Origin of the sequence: Synechococcus sp. MW101C3 (assembly GCF_002252635.1) — a bacterium.
Taxonomy (GTDB): Bacteria; Cyanobacteriota; Cyanobacteriia; order PCC-6307; family Cyanobiaceae; genus MW101C3.
Map to the genome: position 1 here is coordinate 26,374 of NZ_NQKX01000010.1, position 17,311 is coordinate 43,684.

21 protein-coding genes, 1 tRNA gene and 1 pseudogene are annotated in these 17,311 nt (G+C 66.3%); 19 read left to right on the forward strand and 4 right to left on the reverse strand.

The annotated features are described in order from the left end of the window. Positions 1–32 precede the first annotated feature (32 nt). The 13 genes and pseudogenes from CJZ80_RS13075 to CJZ80_RS13135 all read left to right on the forward strand — a co-directional run. Entirely contained in the window at positions 33–878 is an 846-nt protein-coding gene (locus CJZ80_RS13075; RefSeq protein ID WP_094514107.1) for a phycobilisome linker polypeptide, read from the forward strand. A gap of 31 nt (positions 879–909) precedes the next feature. Next, positions 910–1,128, forward strand: coding sequence for a phycobilisome linker polypeptide (locus CJZ80_RS13080; protein WP_094514109.1), 219 nt, complete (start codon positions 910–912; stop codon positions 1,126–1,128). Positions 1,129–1,540: 412 nt separating this feature from the next. After that, entirely contained in the window at positions 1,541–1,708 is a 168-nt protein-coding gene (locus CJZ80_RS15365) for a hypothetical protein (RefSeq protein ID WP_158217485.1), read from the forward strand. Positions 1,709–1,789: 81 nt separating this feature from the next. Continuing rightward, positions 1,790–2,083: a DDE-type integrase/transposase/recombinase gene (locus tag CJZ80_RS13085; protein ID WP_255374180.1), complete on the forward strand. Its 294-nt coding sequence runs from the start codon at positions 1,790–1,792 to the stop codon at positions 2,081–2,083. 41 nt (positions 2,084–2,124) lie between these two features. Next, positions 2,125–2,364 carry a hypothetical protein gene (locus tag CJZ80_RS15960; protein ID WP_369803097.1) on the forward strand — a complete coding sequence of 80 codons (240 nt, stop codon included), beginning with the start codon at positions 2,125–2,127 and terminating at the stop codon, positions 2,362–2,364. Positions 2,365–2,869: 505 nt separating this feature from the next. After that, the gene (locus CJZ80_RS13095) at positions 2,870–3,388 is read left to right on the forward strand and encodes a phycocyanin subunit beta (RefSeq protein WP_094514122.1); all 519 of its coding nucleotides are present in this window, start codon (positions 2,870–2,872) and stop codon (positions 3,386–3,388) included. A gap of 79 nt (positions 3,389–3,467) precedes the next feature. Beyond that, positions 3,468–3,959 (forward strand): phycocyanin subunit alpha, encoded by a 492-nt coding sequence (gene cpcA, locus CJZ80_RS13100; RefSeq protein WP_094514115.1) that lies wholly within the window; start codon positions 3,468–3,470, stop codon positions 3,957–3,959. 107 nt (positions 3,960–4,066) lie between these two features. Continuing rightward, a complete protein-coding gene (locus tag CJZ80_RS13105) occupies positions 4,067–4,918 on the forward strand; it encodes a phycobilisome rod-core linker polypeptide (protein WP_094514118.1) in 852 nt (283 codons plus the stop codon). An 869-nt stretch (positions 4,919–5,787) separates the two neighbouring features. Beyond that, a complete protein-coding gene (locus CJZ80_RS13115; protein ID WP_094514122.1) occupies positions 5,788–6,306 on the forward strand; it encodes a phycocyanin subunit beta in 519 nt (172 codons plus the stop codon). A gap of 79 nt (positions 6,307–6,385) precedes the next feature. Beyond that, the gene (gene cpcA / locus CJZ80_RS13120; protein ID WP_094514115.1) at positions 6,386–6,877 is read left to right on the forward strand and encodes a phycocyanin subunit alpha; all 492 of its coding nucleotides are present in this window, start codon (positions 6,386–6,388) and stop codon (positions 6,875–6,877) included. A 211-nt stretch (positions 6,878–7,088) separates the two neighbouring features. Next, complete coding sequence (locus CJZ80_RS13125) at positions 7,089–7,949, forward strand: HEAT repeat domain-containing protein (protein ID WP_094514125.1); 861 nt, start codon at positions 7,089–7,091, stop codon at positions 7,947–7,949. A gap of 2 nt (positions 7,950–7,951) precedes the next feature. Continuing rightward, the gene (locus CJZ80_RS13130; RefSeq protein WP_094514128.1) at positions 7,952–8,590 is read left to right on the forward strand and encodes a HEAT repeat domain-containing protein; all 639 of its coding nucleotides are present in this window, start codon (positions 7,952–7,954) and stop codon (positions 8,588–8,590) included. A gap of 5 nt (positions 8,591–8,595) precedes the next feature. Beyond that, positions 8,596–9,057: pseudogene (locus CJZ80_RS13135) on the forward strand (low molecular weight protein-tyrosine-phosphatase); the annotation flags it as partial. Between the two features lie 95 nt (positions 9,058–9,152). Here CJZ80_RS13135 and CJZ80_RS13140 read toward each other — a convergent pair. Both CJZ80_RS13140 and CJZ80_RS13145 read right to left on the reverse strand, forming a co-directional pair. Beyond that, positions 9,153–10,727: a bifunctional pantoate--beta-alanine ligase/(d)CMP kinase gene (locus tag CJZ80_RS13140; protein ID WP_094514407.1), complete on the reverse strand. Its 1,575-nt coding sequence runs from the start codon at positions 10,725–10,727 to the stop codon at positions 9,153–9,155. Positions 10,728–10,811: 84 nt separating this feature from the next. After that, positions 10,812–11,363, reverse strand: a complete 552-nt coding sequence (locus CJZ80_RS13145) for a septal ring lytic transglycosylase RlpA family protein (protein ID WP_094514131.1) — start codon at positions 11,361–11,363, stop codon at positions 10,812–10,814. Between the two features lie 432 nt (positions 11,364–11,795). Between CJZ80_RS13145 and purM the strand changes: the two genes are divergently transcribed. Together purM and CJZ80_RS13155 are read left to right on the forward strand one after the other, a co-directional pair. Continuing rightward, positions 11,796–12,830, forward strand: a complete 1,035-nt coding sequence (purM, locus tag CJZ80_RS13150) for a phosphoribosylformylglycinamidine cyclo-ligase (RefSeq protein WP_094514134.1) — start codon at positions 11,796–11,798, stop codon at positions 12,828–12,830. A gap of 140 nt (positions 12,831–12,970) precedes the next feature. Beyond that, a complete protein-coding gene (locus tag CJZ80_RS13155; RefSeq protein ID WP_094514137.1) occupies positions 12,971–13,603 on the forward strand; it encodes a hypothetical protein in 633 nt (210 codons plus the stop codon). Positions 13,604–13,654: 51 nt separating this feature from the next. Here the strand turns inward: CJZ80_RS13155 and CJZ80_RS13160 are convergent, their stop codons facing one another. Further along, the gene (locus CJZ80_RS13160; protein ID WP_094514140.1) at positions 13,655–14,662 is read right to left on the reverse strand and encodes an aldo/keto reductase; all 1,008 of its coding nucleotides are present in this window, start codon (positions 14,660–14,662) and stop codon (positions 13,655–13,657) included. Positions 14,663–14,720: 58 nt separating this feature from the next. On the opposite strand from CJZ80_RS13160, the gene CJZ80_RS15370 reads away from it, so the two are divergent. Together CJZ80_RS15370 and CJZ80_RS13165 are read left to right on the forward strand one after the other, a co-directional pair. Further along, positions 14,721–14,879, forward strand: a complete 159-nt coding sequence (locus tag CJZ80_RS15370; protein WP_158217486.1) for a hypothetical protein — start codon at positions 14,721–14,723, stop codon at positions 14,877–14,879. Positions 14,880–14,961: 82 nt separating this feature from the next. Next, on the forward strand, positions 14,962–15,489 hold the full coding sequence (locus CJZ80_RS13165; RefSeq protein WP_144037039.1) for a hypothetical protein: 528 nt from the start codon (positions 14,962–14,964) through the stop codon (positions 15,487–15,489). A 96-nt stretch (positions 15,490–15,585) separates the two neighbouring features. Here CJZ80_RS13165 and CJZ80_RS13170 read toward each other — a convergent pair. Then, positions 15,586–15,656: transfer RNA gene (locus CJZ80_RS13170), tRNA-Cys, on the reverse strand. A 45-nt stretch (positions 15,657–15,701) separates the two neighbouring features. On the opposite strand from CJZ80_RS13170, the gene CJZ80_RS13175 reads away from it, so the two are divergent. Then, entirely contained in the window at positions 15,702–16,943 is a 1,242-nt protein-coding gene (locus CJZ80_RS13175; RefSeq protein ID WP_094514149.1) for a lipid-A-disaccharide synthase-related protein, read from the forward strand. A gap of 36 nt (positions 16,944–16,979) precedes the next feature. After that, positions 16,980–17,237, forward strand: coding sequence for a hypothetical protein (locus CJZ80_RS13180; RefSeq protein ID WP_094514153.1), 258 nt, complete (start codon positions 16,980–16,982; stop codon positions 17,235–17,237). Positions 17,238–17,311 lie beyond the last annotated feature (74 nt).

A 17,311-nucleotide genomic window follows, 5' to 3' on the forward strand; every position in this document is an offset into this window, starting at 1 on the left:
GCCCTGTCTCCCCACCCCCGGCTCGCACGCCCATGACACTCGTCAACGCTGCCTATCTGGGCATTGACCGTTTTTCGACCTCGCAAAACAAGGAAAACTGGCTGAACGCCACCGAATCCGACAAGGCCACATTGATTCGGGCTGTTTACCAGCAGGTTCTCGGCTTCCAATACGTCCTCAAGAGCGATCGCCTTGAGGGTCCTGAATCCCTGTTCCGTCGCGGCTATCTGAGTGTGCGCGAGCTGGTTCGCCAGATCGCCAAGAGCAGCCTCTACCGCAAGCGCTTCTTCGAAAGCACCAACCCCTACCGGTTCATCGAACTCAACTTCAAGCATCTTCTCGGGCGCGCTCCCCAGAACAAGGCCGAAATGCTTGAGCACTTCACCATCCTGCAGGAGCAGGGCTTCGACGCCGAAATCGATTCCTACATCGACAGCGCCGAGTACCAGGAGCGTTTCGGAGAAGATCAGGTCCCTTATCTCCACGGCTGGAATTACTCCGCCGGGCAGCAGGGCCTTCAGTTCTCCTACCTCCTCCAGCTCACCCGCGGCGTGGCCGCTTCTGTGAAAGGTGATCTGGCCAAGAACCAATCCCGTCTCAACCCCTCCATTCACAAGGAAGCCCCCATTCCGGTGGTGAGCCCGAATGCCTGCGGTTCGGCTTTCCGCAAGGTGGAAGACGATGGCGTCACCCGCATGGGCGTGGGTGCTGGCCAGCAAGGCCGCACCTATCGCGTTGAGATCACTGGTTTCAACAACTACAAACTGCACAAGCGCAGCAACCGTGTGCGCTTCATTCCGTTCGACAAACTGCTGGAGTACCAGCAGCAGATTCACCGCCAGGGTGGCAAGGTTGCCAGCCTCACACCAGTGAACTGATCTTTTTCTCCATCCCCTCGCCATCCCAGCCATGAAGGTCTCCGCAGGCACCCGCGGCAGCAGCTTCAGCAGCAACCGCCAAGTCACCATCAGCGTCACCGGCATCGTCAACAACGACTATGTGCGCAGCTCTGATTGCGTCATGCAGGTTCCCTACACCCGCATGAACGACACGCTTCGGCTCGTGAACCGCCTTGGCGGCAAGGTCACCAACGTCTCTGTCAGCGGCGGCGATATCGCAGCTGATTGATTCCGGCGGATGACCCACCCCGCCTAGCGCCTGAAGCCTGGGGCCCTTCCTGGGCCTCTTCTCATCAAACCTCCTCCATGGGAGGTTTTTTTTATGGCAGCACTGACCTGGATTTGAACGGGGCGGCGTGAACCCCGGAAGCCAGTCCAGGGTGAAGGAGAGTCTTCAGCCAGCCCGACTTGAGCCGGGGACTCGACCATGAAACACACCAGGCCTTCACCCGAACAGATCCTCCGCACGCTCCAGCCCGAAGGGCTTCTCCAAAGGAGTGGAAGCTTCTGGCTGAGGCAGAGCTGGAGAAGGCAATGCGCAAAGACCTTGCCGAGAGCAACTTCTGAGCCCGGAACTCCGGCACAGGGCCGTCGTGGTCCTGCAGGAGCGATACCGGGCATCTGAACGCTTCGTCTGTCGGGTGGCTGGCCAGCACAGCAGCACGCAGCGCCATGGCGGCAAGGTCATCGATCTGGAGGAGAGCAAGCTCCGGCGGCGTCCCCTAAGGATCGCGGCCGAACACATCCGCTGGGACAGCCGCATGGCCTATCGCCTTCTGCGTGAGGGCTGGATGGTGAATCACAAGTGAGTGCAACGGCTGTGGCGGGAGATAGGCCTGCAGCGCCCCACTCCTCGCAAGCAGAAGCGTGCACGACCCGCCGAAGGCTCCGTGCGGCCTCACCAGGGTGAGCATCCCCATCAGGTGTGGGCCATGGACGTCCAGTTCGATGCCACCGCTGATGGAAGGCGGCTCAAGTTCCTGAACGTGATCGACGAGGACAGCCGCCTGTGCCAGGCGATCCGTCTGGGACGGCGTTGCAAGGCCAGAGATGTGGTGGCGGTGCTGGAGAAGCTCATCAGGCTCTACCCAGCTCAGGCCTTCATCCGCAGTGACAACGGGCCGGAGTTCATTGCTCATGCCCTCAGACGCTGGAGCGAGAGCAGCGGTACGGGAACGGCCTAGATCGAGCCAGGATCGCCTTGGCAGAACGGCTTGCCGAGTCGTTGAACGGACGGTTCCGCGATGCGTTCCTGAAGACGGAACTGTTCTCGACACCAACCGAGGCCCAGTTGCCATCAGACCAATGGCAGAGGGACCACAACACCCATGAGCTCCGCTTGACTTCGTCTACAGGACGCACTCAGCGCTCCAGGGTCATGCGCCCCTGGGAGCAGCTCAACTGGGAGCTGCAGCATGGCCACAACCAACAACTCTCCTTCGGACTGGACCGATCAAGGGGGTGACTTCAGGGGTGCGGTCGGGCAGCGCGGAGCTGGGCTGGCCAGTGTCAATCCGAACCGAGCTGAACTGGACGCACTTGACCAGCACGGAATCGGACTGGACGCGTTGATCCCCTCAACGTTGAACTTGCAGCGCTCGAGCAGGATTCCCACAACTCGTGGGCATCAAAGTGATCCCACACATGGGATTTTCACCAGGTTTCTGTTCGCTCAGATACATTCACTGGGGCCTGCCACCTCAGCCTGAGCACAGAATGCCTGGCTTCACCACGCAAAAGCCTTGCCCCGCAATGGATATCAGCAGGCAATGACCATTTGTTAAGCATCGCTCACAAGATTAGGCGTTGGGCCAAAAATACGTAGGCCAAGTCGGGGGTCCGCTGGCACCGGTCAAACAACGGTGTTCAGCGCAAGACACACCTTTCTGGCTCGCGTGAACGCCTTTGGCGCTCTCGCTTTGCACACCCACCCTCCCGACCCCACCCGTCGAGAACAGGAGCTCATTTACATGTTCGACGCCTTCACCAAGGTCGTTGCTCAGGCTGATGCCCGCGGCGAATTCCTCAGCAGCGCCCAGATCGACGCCCTGGCGTCGGTTGTCGCTGACAGCAACAAGCGCATGGATGCTGTCAACCGCATCACCTCCAACGCCTCCAGCCTCGTCACCAACGCTGCTCGCGATCTCTTCGATCAACAGCCTGCTCTGATCGCCCCCGGTGGCAACGCCTACACCCATCGCCGCATGGCTGCCTGCCTGCGCGACATGGAGATCATCCTCCGCTACGTCACCTACGCCGTCTTCACCGGCGACGCTTCCGTCCTGGAAGATCGTTGCCTCAACGGCCTTCGCGAAACCTATCTCGCCCTCGGCGTCCCCGGCGCTTCGGTGGCTGAAGGAGTCCGCAAGATGAAGGACGCCGCCATCGCTCTCGTCAACGATCGCAACGGCATCACCCCCGGTGATTGCTCCGCTCTCGTTTCCGAAATCGGCACCTACTTCGATCGCGCCGCCTCTGCTGTCGGCTGATCGGCTGCACCTGGATCGGCTGGTCTCATCCCGCTGATCCAACCCTTTCTTCGGTTCCCACCTTCTTCTCCTTCACCCAATGTCGAAGACTCCCCTCACCGAGGCCGTTGCTGCCGCCGACTCCCAGGGTCGTTTCCTGAGCAACACCGAGCTCAACGCCGCCTTCGGTCGCTTCGAGCGCGCCAAGAACGCCCTCGAAGCTGCTCGCCAGCTCACCGCCAACGCTGACGCTCTCGTCAACGGCGCTGCTCAGGCCGTCTACAACAAGTACCCCTACACCACCCAGCAGCAGGGTTCCAACTTCGCCTCCACCCCCCGGGGCAAAGAGAAGTGTGCCCGTGACATCGGTTACTACCTCCGTCACATCACCTATTCCCTCGTTGCTGGTGGCACCGGCCCCCTCGATGAGTACCTCATCGCTGGTCTCGATGAAATCAACCGTGCCTTCGAGCTCTCCCCCTCCTGGTACGTTGAAGCCCTGAACTACATCAAGGCCAACCACGGCGTCTCCGGCGACCCCGGTGTCATCGCCAACAACTACATCGACTACGCCATCAACGCCCTCGTCTGATCCCTCGTGGATTCAACGATGCAACCGAGGATTCTCTCCTCGCTTGCCATCGGCGCAACGGAGGCCTCACGGCCTCCTTTTTTTTACCCTCTTCCAGCCCGGCACCCATGACACTCGTCAACGCCGCCTATCTCGGCATTGAGCGCTTCGCCAACGATCGCGGTAACGAAAATTGGAGCAACGGCTCCGATCAGGACAAAGGGAAACTGATCCGCGCCGTTTACCGGCAGGTTTTCGGTTACCAATACCTGATGGAGAGCGAGCGGATTGAAGGGGCAGAGTCCCTCTTCAAGAACGGCTACCTCAGCATCCGCGAGTTGGTGCGGATGATGGCGAAAAGTGGCCTGTACAGGGCAAAGTTCTTCGAGAACTGCAACCCCTACCACTTCATTGAACTGAATCACAAGCATCTGCTCGGCCGCGCCCCTCACAGCAAGGCGGAGATGCTGCATCACTTCACGATCCTCCAGGAGCACGGCTACGACGCCGAAATCGACTCCTACATCGACAGCGATGAGTATCAGGCGCGGTTCGGGGAAGAAACCGTTCCCTACCTGCATGGCTGGGATTACTCCGCAGGCCATGCCGGTCGTCAGTTCTCGTGGCTGATGCAGCTCACCCGCGGAGCGGCTGCTTCGGTGAAGGGTGACACTGCCGGCACCAACTTCCGTCTCGGCAAGGCCCTCCACCAGGACCGTGCACTGCCCGTGGTGAGCCCGAACGCCGCCGGTGCAGGCTTCCAGCCCACCAAGGTCGCCAACGAGTCGATCACCAAGATGGCCAAGGGGATCGGCCAGCAGGCGAAGATGTATCGGGTGGAAGTCACCGGGTTCAACAACTACCGGCTGCACAAGCGCAGCAACACGGTGCGCTTTGTTCCCTTCAACAAAATGCTGGAGTACCAGCAGATGATTCACCGTCAAGGTGGCCGCGTGGCCAGCGTCACACCGGTGAACTGACTCAACGTCCCCAGAATCCATGGGCATCAGGCCCGGCGGTAACCCCGCCGGGCTTTTTTGTGGCTTTGTGACCGTGCAGCGCCATCACCGCCCCTGCCCTGCACTTGGCTGTCAGGACAGAAGCGGCAGGAGAACGGGGCTGTCGTCAGAAGCAGCAAGCACCAGCCAAGGCTGGCGGGTCAGCCTGTCGGCCAGAGCAGGGCGATTGGAGCGGCGCGCCTCAGCCGAGCAGCCGCCGACCTGATCGTGGGCCGCAGGGCACCAATCCAGTGACATCGGGCCAGTGAGGTTTGCCCAGTGGCGTTGGGCGGCCAGGCAGCTCACTCAGAGACGGAGCGTCTTCACCAGCGGCGGAGCGCTTTGACCCACTGAACAGCGATTCGTCCGGCAGCGGGGCGACATGGCCAGCCGTCTATGGATCTGGGTGCTGGCGTGGTGACCGCGCCGCCCGGGCACCAGCGGACATCGACGCGGACCTTGCCGGAGCGGGGCAACCGCCCTGTGGAGGCAAGACACACAGGCTTGACCACTCAAGGCCTTGGGGCCGACTTCAAGAGAAGGCCGGCCGACCAGGAGCAATGGCTGACCGCTGCGGGGAACGGCCACTGGCGGACCCGGGCCAGCGAGGCGGAATCCGGAACGATGCCTGCAGCCTCAGGGCTTGCCAACGGGGAGGGGCGTCGCCATCGTTGTAGCGTGGAGGCACAGACAAGGGGGTCTGACCCCAGTGCGCAAGGGGCTAGGTGACCCTTTGTGAACTTCCCACGGAACGGGTGCATTCGTCCGCAGAATAGCGCAGTCGATCGGAAGAATCCGATCGCTGTCAACCCCATCCCGACCCCGATCGTCGAGAACAGGAGCTCATTTACATGTTCGACGCCTTCACCAAGGTCGTTGCTCAGGCTGATGCCCGCGGCGAATTCCTCAGCAGCGCCCAGATCGACGCCCTGGCGTCGGTTGTCGCTGACAGCAACAAGCGCATGGATGCTGTCAACCGCATCACCTCCAACGCCTCCAGCCTCGTCACCAACGCTGCTCGCGATCTCTTCGATCAACAGCCTGCTCTGATCGCCCCCGGTGGCAACGCCTACACCCATCGCCGCATGGCTGCCTGCCTGCGCGACATGGAGATCATCCTCCGCTACGTCACCTACGCCGTCTTCACCGGCGACGCTTCCGTCCTGGAAGATCGTTGCCTCAACGGCCTTCGCGAAACCTATCTCGCCCTCGGCGTCCCCGGCGCTTCGGTGGCTGAAGGAGTCCGCAAGATGAAGGACGCCGCCATCGCTCTCGTCAACGATCGCAACGGCATCACCCCCGGTGATTGCTCCGCTCTCGTTTCCGAAATCGGCACCTACTTCGATCGCGCCGCCTCTGCTGTCGGCTGATCGGCTGCACCTGGATCGGCTGGTCTCATCCCGCTGATCCAACCCTTTCTTCGGTTCCCACCTTCTTCTCCTTCACCCAATGTCGAAGACTCCCCTCACCGAGGCCGTTGCTGCCGCCGACTCCCAGGGTCGTTTCCTGAGCAACACCGAGCTCAACGCCGCCTTCGGTCGCTTCGAGCGCGCCAAGAACGCCCTCGAAGCTGCTCGCCAGCTCACCGCCAACGCTGACGCTCTCGTCAACGGCGCTGCTCAGGCCGTCTACAACAAGTACCCCTACACCACCCAGCAGCAGGGTTCCAACTTCGCCTCCACCCCCCGGGGCAAAGAGAAGTGTGCCCGTGACATCGGTTACTACCTCCGTCACATCACCTATTCCCTCGTTGCTGGTGGCACCGGCCCCCTCGATGAGTACCTCATCGCTGGTCTCGATGAAATCAACCGTGCCTTCGAGCTCTCCCCCTCCTGGTACGTTGAAGCCCTGAACTACATCAAGGCCAACCACGGCGTCTCCGGCGACCCCGGTGTCATCGCCAACAACTACATCGACTACGCCATCAACGCCCTCGTCTGATCCCTCGTGGATTCAACGATGCAACCGAGGATTCTCTCCTCGCTTGCCATCGGCGCAACGGAGGCCTCACGGCCTCCTTTTTCATGCGCCTGCCTGAATCTGCCTGGCTGACGCCGGCAGGCTCAGGCAGGGCCACCGGACACCGGTCCGGTAGTTCTTCCGGCAAAGGCAGGCCACCCGCCTGCCTTTGCGAACCCGACACACAGCGGCCATGGATGTCGCCGGATCCACCATCGACACACCCCTCTCAGACCCTGCCGCCACGGGCGGTGGCGCACCGATTTCGGAAGCGGAGGCCCTGCGGCGGCTCCGCCAGAGCGAAGACCAGTCGTTGCAGTATTACGCCGCCTGGTGGCTGGGTCGCATGCGCAGCCGCCACCCCGACGCCGTGCCCCTGTTGTGCGTGTCCCTGAGGCAGCGCCAGCCCCGCCAGCTGGACGCCGGGGTGGAGCACAATGCCGTCGCCCGCAACGCCGCCCGCGCCCTGGGCAAGCTCGGCTCTGCCGACGCCGTCGCCGACCTGATCGAAGCGCTCGACGATGAGGACGACGGGCTGCGCGAAGCCGCGGCCCGGGCCCTCGGTGAGCTGGGAGCCACCGCCGCGGTGGAGACGCTCTGCCGACGGCTCGCCAGCGGTCCCGCCGTGGCCGGGGCCGTGCAGCCTGCCAGCAGTCGGCTGCAGGAACCCTGCGAAGCGCTGCTGGAAGCCCTTGGGTCGCTTGGGCAGGCCACGCCCACCGTGCTGGCGGTGATCGAGCCGTTCGTGGCGCATGAGCGGCCGTTGATCCGCAGCGCCGCCTGCCGCGCTCTGCTGCAGCTCACGGGCGACCATCGCTGGGGCGAGCAGCTGGTGGAACTGCTTGATCATCCCCAGCTGCAGGTGCGGCGCGCCGCCTTGATGGATCTGGGAGCTGCCGGCTGGCGGCCTGCGCTGGAGCCGATTCGCCGCACCCTGGCCGAAAACAGCCTCAAGCTGATCGCTTTGCGCGGGCTGGCGGAAAACCTGCAGCCGCCCGCCATGTCCGATCCCGCCACCACCGCTGTGCTGGCAGTGATGGACGACCTGCTCTGACCATGTCATCTGCTGATCCGAGCGTTCTGATTCGCAACCTCAAGGAGGCCGACAGCCCCGTCGGGCTGCTACAGGCCACCCGCGCCCTGGCGACGGCCTGCCATCCAGAGGCTGCTGTCCATCTGGTGGAGGTGCTGGGCTTCAACAATCCCGGGGCAGCGGTGGCGGCGGTGGAGGGATTGGTCGCCCTCGGCACCGCTGCCGTGGAGCCCCTGCTGACCAACATCGACGGCTACAACTACGGCGCCAGGGCCTGGGCCGTGCGCGCCCTCTCCGGCATCGGTGATCCCCGCGGCCTGGCGGTGCTGGAGGAGGCCCTTGCCGAAGACATCGGGCCGAGCGTGCGGCGCGCGGCGGCCCGCGGGCTCGGCCAGCTGCGGTTGGAGAGCCTGCCGCAGGAGGAGCGCAGCGCCATCTGGCAGCGCTGTCTCACGGGGCTGCTGGCTGGAGCGGCCGATCCGGAATGGGTGGTGCGCTATGCCGTCGTGGTGAGCCTGGAGCAACTGCTGCCCCATCCTCTTGCGGCTGAACAGCGCGTGCGCGGGCTGGCGCAGCTGGAGGGACTGGCCGCGCCGGCTTCGGAAGACACCTTGGTGGTGCGTCTGCGCGCCAGGCTGGCGCTCGACAATCTGTCTGGCTGATGGCGATGGCTCCCACCCGTGTCCTGTTTGTCTGCCTCGGCAACATCTGCCGCTCCCCGGCGGCGGAAGGGGTGTTCCTCAGCCAACTGGAGCAGGCCGGGCTCTCGCACGCCTTTGCTGTGGATTCCGCCGGCACGGGCGGTTGGCATGTGGGCCATCCCGCCGATGCGCGCATGCGCGCCGCTGCCGAGCGGCGCGGCATCCTGCTCACCAGCCGGGCCCGCCAGCTCGAACGGGGCGATCTGGACCGGTTCGACCACATCCTCACGATGGATGAGGACAACCTGGCCGCCGTGCGTGCCCTGGCCGGCGACGGGAACCACAGAGCCACGGTCACCCCACTCACCACCTACTGCCGCCGCCACAGCGCCAGCCACGTGCCCGATCCCTATTACGGCGGCAGTCAGGGATTCGAGCAGGTGCTCGACCTTCTGGATGACGCCTGCGCCGGACTGTTGGCACACCTCGAAGCCAGTGGCGGCGAGGGTGGCTCTGCCAGTGGAGGCGCCGCCGCCGGTGGACACGGCCCTGGCGGTGGAGCTGGAAACGGAGCCGGCGCGGCTTAGGCCGGATCCGGCCAGGCCTCTTCCGGCACCCGCTCGCGAAACAGTTCGGTGAGCCGTTCGATCACCGCTTCGATCGCCATACCATCGGTGATCACCTCCACCGCATCCTCGGCCTGGAGCAGGGGCGCAACAGCCCGGGTCGAATCGAGCCGGTCGCGTTCGGCGATCTGCGCCTCCAGCTCCGCGCCTGCTGGTACAGCGAAGCCCCGCTCCGCCAGATCGAGCGCCCGGCGACGCGCCCGCTCCGCCACGGTGGCCGTGAGGAACACCTTCAGCTCGGCGTCCGGGAATACAGCTGTGCCGATGTCGCGGCCTTCGGCCACCAGGCCGCCGCGCTCCCCCATGCCCTGCTGCTGGCGCGTGAGCGCCTCACGCACACAGGCATGGGCCGCCACCACGGACACCTGAGCGGTGACGTCCGGACTGCGGATCGCCGTGGTGATATCGATGCCGTTGATGGTGACGCACGGTTCGCCGCCGGGGCCGTTGTCGAGGCGAAGCTCCAGGGCCTCGAGCAGGGGAGCCACAGCCGCGGCATCGGCAGGATCGGCCCCCTGGCGCTGCACCCACAAGGTGACGGCGCGGTACATGGCGCCGGTGTCGAGATAGATCAGCCCCAGCCGCCGGGCGAAGGCGCGGGTCACTGTGCTCTTGCCGGCGCCAGCAGGGCCGTCGATGGCGACGATCGGGAGACGGGTCATCAGAACGGTGTGATCGATCAGGCGGCTGGGCCCGCAACGGACGGCCACGGCGAGCAGAGCCATGGCGCGGAGCTGGGTCACCGGCGCCAGGGTCTGGGGGACCACCAGCTCGGCGTACTCCACCGCAAGGGCGGCAGCCTCGAGACCTTGGCACACCGCCTGCTGCACCACGGCGGCGCTGCGTTCGCCTGCGGCCACCAGGGCCCGGCCGGCTTCCAGCGCCCGGGGCAGGGCTGCAGCCTGCAGGCGTTGGGAAGAGGAGAGATAACGGTTGCGGGAGCTGCCGGCCACGCCATCGGCTTCACGCCAGGTGGGACAGCCGCGGATCTGCAGCGGCAGCCCGAGATCGGCCACCACCCGACGCAGCACCACCAGCTGTTGCCAGTCTTTTTCGCCGAGCCAGAGCTGCTCAGGGCGGATGAGACCCAGCAAACGGCAGACCACCGTGGCCACCCCTTCGAAGTGGCCCGGGCGGTGCCGGGCGCAGAGGCCGGCAAGCAAGGCCGGCGGCGGGCACACGCGGGTGAGGCCGGCGTCACCACCGGGGAAGAGCTCTTCGGCCGTGGGCACGAACAACGCCATTGCTCCGGCCGCCTCAGCCAGAGCACGATCGGCCTCCAATGTGCGGGGGTACGACTGGAAGTCCTCGCCCGGGCCGAACTGGAGCGGGTTGACGAACAGGCTCACCAGCACGCGTGGCTGGTGGCGGCGGCCATCCGGCGCGGGCACCAGCCGGCCGGCCCGCTCGATCAGGCTGAGATGGCCGGGGTGAAGCGCCCCCATGGTGGGCACGAAGTGGAGGGGCACGTTCCGGGTGGAGGGGGTGCCGCACCAATGCTGCAGCTCCCGGCGAGTTCTCAGCAGGCGCACCGGCTCCACAAGCGAAAGGCCCCAACCGAGGGATTCTCGGATGGGGCCTGTGCACCCCTCAGAAGGGGTGTTGAAGAGGAAGACCTACCGCAGGACTTCCAGGCGGACCGGGGCGAGGCCGCTGGCCACGAGGCCCAGGTGCTGGGCGGCTCCATGGGCGAGGTCAATGACGCGGCCGCCGGTGAAGGGGCCTCGGTCATTGATGCGCACCACGGCCGTGCGGCCGTTGTTGAGGTTGGTGACCCGCACCTTGGTGCCGAAGGGGAGGGTGCGGTGGGCGGCCGTCATGGTGCCGGGGCGGAACACCTCGCCGTTGGCGGTGCGATTGCCGAAGAAGCCGGGGCCGTACCAGCTGGCTTTGCCGCTGCTCACGTTGACGACGCGCGGGGCGCGGGGAGCTGGGGCGACAGGGGCGGGAACAACCGGGCGCACTTCGGGTTCGGGAGCGACTTCGCTCTGCACTTCCCGGATGGCCACGTCAGTGCTGGTTTCGAGCTGGACCGTGGGCTGGCTCACCTGGGCCGAAGCCAGCAGGGGGGACTTGTGGGAAAGGGTCGAATCAGCCAGAGCCGGTACGGCGAGGCTGCTGCCGGAGAGCAGAAAGGCGATGGCGCCAAGGGAAAAGGAAGGTTGCATAACGCTCGGAACGCCCCTGGGTGAAAGAAATCGCCAATGAGAATTGGGAAATTTCTTTGGCTCTCCGCGCCAGGTAACGACCTGGAGCATCGAGCAGACGAGGGGAATTCCTGGGCAGAAGTAACGGCCCGGCAAAGTTAGGCTGTCTTTTCAGTGCAGTTCGGCCAGGAATACGCCGAAGAAAATGATCAGGAACAATCATCAAAGCCGACATCCCTGTCACTGTCTGCACTTCCTGACCACCACCGCCCAGGCAATGATCAGCGAACCCGATCACCCCGATCAGCGCCGCTGATGGTTTCCTGTGCCAATCGACCCAGCGTCTACCGGAAATGGCGCCCGCCGGTCGCGAGCGGCACCGCATTCAGCGCAATCTGTCCCGCTGCATCGGAGGATCGGAGCGGAGATCGCCCGCCCTGAAGGACCTGAGCCATGGACTACCGCAGTGCAGGGGTGGATGTGGTCGCCGGTCGCGCCTTCGTTGAGCGCATCCGCAGCAGCGTGGATTCGACCCGCCGGCCTGAGGTGGTGGGGAACCTCGGCGGCTTTGGAGGGCTGTGCCGGCTGCCGGCCGGGCTGAAGAAGCCGCTGCTCGTCTCCGGCACCGATGGCGTGGGCACCAAGCTGGAACTGGCGCAGGCCCATGGCCGTCACCACGACGTGGGCATCGACCTGGTGGCCATGTGCGTGAACGACGTGGTCACCAGCGGCGCCGAGCCTCTGTTCTTTCTCGACTACATCGCCACCGGCAAGCTGAGTCCTGAGGCCATGGCGACCGTGGTGGAAGGCATCGCCGACGGTTGCCGTCAGAGCGGCTGTGCCCTGCTGGGTGGGGAAACCGCCGAGATGCCCGGCTTCTACCCCAGCGGTCGCTACGACCTGGCGGGGTTCTGCGTGGCGGTCGTGGAAGAGGACGCACTCATCGATGGGCAGCAGGTCAGCGCCGGTGATCGCCTCATCGCCCTGGGCAGCAGTGGCGTCCACAGCAACGGTTTCAGCCTGGTGCGACGGGTATTGGAGGCGGCAGGGGCCAGCAGTGAAACGCGGCTGCCCGGCAGCGGCGCGTCGGTGATCGAGGCCCTGCTGACGCCCACCCAGCTGTATCCCGCCGCAGTGAAGGCCCTGCTGACTGCTGGGGTTCCGCTCCGGGCAATGGCCCACATCACCGGCGGCGGACTGCCGGAAAACCTGCCACGCGCCCTGCCGGCACACCTGCACGCAGTGATCGATCCCGCCAGCTGGGAGCGGCCTGCGCTGTTCTGCTGGCTGCAGGAACAGGGCAGCATCCCGGAAGAAGACCTCTGGAACACCTTCAACCTGGGGGTGGGATTCGTGCTGGTGGTACCGCCAGCGGCCCTGCCTGATGCGCTTGCCGTGTGCGCCGCCATCGGCCAGGCGGCCTGGCCATTGGGAGTAGTGGCAGAGGGCTCTGCAAGCAACCGTCCACTTGGGGGGTTGCCGTACTGACACCGCCTGCCAGAAATGACAAATTGGATTCGGCTTATCCGCGATCGGTCGTCGAGCAGGTGACACGATTCGCTTCACATGCTCCCCAGGCCTTCTGGAGCCAGCAGGAGCCACGTCTTCGTCGATAACTCCCTTTGTCCATGATTCCCAACCCCGGTCGCATCACCCGTCGCCGCAGCTCCGCTCCTCCTCTGGCTCCCGTGCCGCCTCGTCGCCACGGCGAAAGCTTCTCCCGACCCCCGATCCGCCCCACCTTTCTCACCCTGAGGGACTACGGCAAGGTGTATGTGGCGGATCTACCGCGCCTCTCGGATGGCCAGCTGGGCCACGTGCTCAAGGAAGCCCGCGACATCCTCGAGAGTCTCAACAACCGCCTCAAGGAACTTGAACTGCAGGCCTCGCTCAGCCCGCTGGAGCAGGAAACCGTGATCCGGGCCGGCACCAAACGGGATGTGACCGAGCGCTTCATTCAGGCCCTTACCGAAGAGCTCGAGCAGCGCCGCAACAACCCCGCCCTGCGCGCCGCCGTGGGCGAATCCCTGGCCCGTACCTTCCTGGAGATGGCTCGCCATCGGCTGCCAGGTTCAACCTTCGATTCCCTCCTGCAGGAGGCGATGGCCGCCTGCGGCGGCGACGACGGCTCCGCTCTGGCTGAAGCGGACGACATCGCCGACGAGGACGAATCGGAGGAACGCTCCGCCCCGGTGCTGGTGCGCGTCACCCGGCCTGCCGCCATGCCGGTGGTGCTCACACCCGATGCCTCCCCGGCGTAAGCCCCCAGGGCGCCTGTTCATCCATCGCCCGCCGTTCTGGAGCGCTTGGGTTCAGGCGCTCTGAAAGGGATTGGCCGGCATGCGCACCGGCAGGGCCAGTGCCAGCCCATCAAGCTCGTGGCGTTCAGCAGCGCTGAGCTGCCAGGCCAGCGCTGACGCTGCTCCATCCACCTGTGCCGGCGTGCGCAGGCCGGGGATCGGCATGGCTCCGTGGGCGCGGCACCAGTTCAGCGCCACTTCTGCCACCTGGGCCCCACGGGCATGGGCCACCGCCCGCATCGCCTCGAGCAACGGGGTGATCCGTGGCCATAAGCGGCGGTACAACACACCCCTAGGGCCGGCCGGCCAGCTCTCGCCAGCCCGGTGGCGATCGCTGAGCAGCCCCAGGGCGAGCGGGCTGTAGGCGATCAGCTCGACGCCGAGCTCGCGGCAACAGTCCGCCACGCCCCCCGGCGCCAGGGCCTCAGGTGCCAGCAGCGAGATCTGCACCTGCAGGCTCGCCAGCCGCACCCCCCGCTCGGCCAGGTGCCGGTGCACGCGGCGCAGGCGCTGCGGGCCCATGTTCGACACCCCCAGGCTGGTGGCAGCGCCGGCCAACACCCGATCCGCCAGTCCGTCGAGCAGGGGCCCCTCCTGCCAGGGCGCGTAGCGGGCGGTGCTCCAGTGCAGTTGCACCCGGTCGAGCTTGCCTCGCAGGCGCTCGCTTGATGCATCGAAGGCACGCCCGAAACCGCCGCGGCCCAGCCGCCAGGGGAAGGGGGCCAGTTTGGTGGCCAGGCACAACGCCTCCCGCTCGCCGGGTGGCAGGGCCGCAGCGAAGCGGCCAAGCAGGGTTTCGCTGCGGCCCGTGAACCGGCCGGTGCCGTAGGAGTCGGCGGTGTCGAAGAACCGGAAGCCCTGGGCCACCGCCCGCTGAAACGTGGCCTCCAGCTCGGCGTCGTGCCGCTCGGGCTGGTAGCCCCACAGAAACTGGTTGCCCCAGGCCCAGGTGCCCACGCCGATGGCTGGGACCGCCGCTGCCGGTGCAGCAGGCTCGAGGGAGGAACTCCGCTCCTGCATGGCTCCACGTTCTCCACGGCCTGGTGGCCATGATCGTGGTTCGTTGCTGTAGTGCGTCATGCAGCCAGGCGGCCGGTTGCCCGAGCCCAGCCCCGAGCCTCCCGTGGCCGTGGCTGATTCCACCCCTGCCGAACCGGTGCTGTGCCAGCACTGCGGGCGCACCGCCAGCAACGGGATCGCCTGCCAGGGGTCCTGCGTGGCCGATTCCGGCTACTGATCCACGCGTTGGCCGGCACTTCTGCTCCGGCCGCTCCCCCGGAGATCAGCACAGACAATGGGGTTCATCCCGCCCCTGAGCCGTGCAAACTCCTTTGAACGTGGCGGGCCGCTGGGCGGCCCGTCTCTCCTTGGCGTTACTCGCCGCCGCCCCGCTGGGCGGTTCCTTCCCTTCGGTCGTCCGAGCCGCTGAGCCGGGCGACGATTTCGGCCGGCTGCGCAAAGCACCCGACACCTGCCGCGCCAACCTGGCGGAGGCGCCGGCAGTGGCCTGCACGTCGATCCAGCTGGAACAACGCGCCCGTGGGTCGCTCAGCATCCGCTTCTTCCTGCCGGAAGCGGAGGCAGTGAGCCACCAGCTCACGTTTGCGGGGGTGTTGACGCCGGGCAGCCAGCCGCTGCAATGCCGTCAGGGCCGTTGCCGCCTGCAGGGGCCGATCGAAACGGAGATCGGCAGCATCAGCGAAAGCGGCTTCGACGGCCGTGGGCTGGCGACCAGCTTGCCGAAGGCCTGGCCGGTGCGGGGCCGCTGCAAGGTCGAGCAACTGCAACTGAGCTGCGAAGGCACATCCTTCAGCGGAGAGCGCTGGCAAGCGCAGGCCAGCTTCTGACGACGCTGCTACCGCGCCAGTGACGTGCACTCTGCCGAAGCCCCGGGCCCCCACGCCTCATGGCGGGGCGAGGAGCTAACGGTTGACTGAATAAAGAGGCGGCACCCAGATTCGAACTGGGGGTAAAGGATTTGCAATCCTCTGCCTTACCACTTGGCCATGCCGCCGCATGGGGGAGCAAACTCCCTGGACCGGATCGTATCAGCCACGGCATGCCCTCCCGTCTGCTGGTCCTGAGCAACGGGCATGGGGAGGATCTGATCGCGCTCAAGGTGATCGAGGCCCTGCAGCAGCGGCAGCCGGGCCTGGACGTGTGCGTTCTGCCCCTGGTGGGAGAAGGGCAGTGCTTTGCCGCGGCCGAAGCCGCCGGCGCCCTGCAGCGCATCGGCCCCCGCCAACGGCTGCCCAGCGGCGGCTTCAGCAACCAGAGTCTGTCGGGGTTGGTTCAGGACCTCGTCGCCGGCCTGCCCCAGCTCAGCTGGGGCCACCTGCAGACGGTGCGCCGCTGGGGGCGCACCCACCAGCCCCTGCTCGCGGTGGGAGACCTGCTCCCCCTAGCCCTGGCCTGGAGCAGCGGGGCACCGTTCGCCTTCATCGGCACCCCCAAGAGCGACTACACCTGGCGCAGCGGCCCGGGCCACAACGGCCTGGCCGATGGCTATCACCGCTGCAAAGGCAGCGAGTGGGATCCCTGGGAGTGGGCGCTGATGGGCTCGCGGCGCTGCCGGCTGGTGGCGGTCCGTGATGGGCTCACCGCCCGGGGGCTGCGCCGCCATGGGGTGCCGGCCCTGGCTCCGGGCAACCCGATGATGGATGGGCTGGCACCCACGGCCCTGCCGGCGGCTCTGGCCTCCAGCCGGCGGCTGGTGCTGCTGTGCGGCAGTCGTCTGCCGGAAGCGATCCGCAACTTCGAGCGGCTTCTTTCTGCCCTTCAGGGGCTGGCTGCAGAGCACGACACGCTGGTGTTCTGCCCGATCGGTGCCACCCCGGCGCCGGAGCAGCTCGGGCCAGCGCTGCGGGCGCATGGCTTCCAGCCTGTAGCCGTGCCCGGCGGCAGCGGCGCCGATCAGGCCTGGCGGCGGGGCGCGATGGTGCTGTTGCTGGGCCGGGGTTGCTTTCCGCGCTGGGCGGGGTGGGGAGAGCTTGGCCTGGCCACGGCGGGCACGGCCACCGAGCAACTCGTGGGGCTCGGCCTGCCAGCCCTGTCTTTGCCGGGTCCTGGCCCGCAGTTCAAGCGGGCCTTCGCGCGCCGGCAGAGCCGGCTGCTGGGGGGAGCGGTGCAGGTGTGCGCCAGCCCTGGCGCATTGACCCGTCGCCTGAGGGAGCTGCTGCAGGATCCAGTCGGCATCCGCCGGCTGGGCCAGATCGGCCGGCGCCGCATGGGCAGCGCCGGCGGCAGCGAGCGACTGGCGGCCCTGCTCGAACGCCAGCTGCTGGCAGGGGGCCGGGGCTGAGGCGAGGATGGGGTCAACTCCCTACGCACCCCCCTGATGCCAGTTCCGCCCAATCGGGCCTATGCGGTGGCCACCGGCAACCTGGCCACCCTGCTGGGCATCAGCATCTCCTCCGCCCGGCGGCGGGTGGATCTGCAGGCGGCACGGGAGGAGGTGCGTGATGCCGCCGGAAGAGTGGTGATCGCCGAGCGACTGATCGAGGCGGCGCGCGCCGATGCCATCAGCCAGGGCCGGCTGCTGGATGAGCTGCTGGTGGCCAAGCCTTCGGAATCTAATTTCCTCGACGAGGACTGAACGTCACCGGCGCTGGGCGGATAGGGCTTCAGCGACCTTGGTCGTGGGGCGCCTCAACGGCTTTGTGCGGGCAG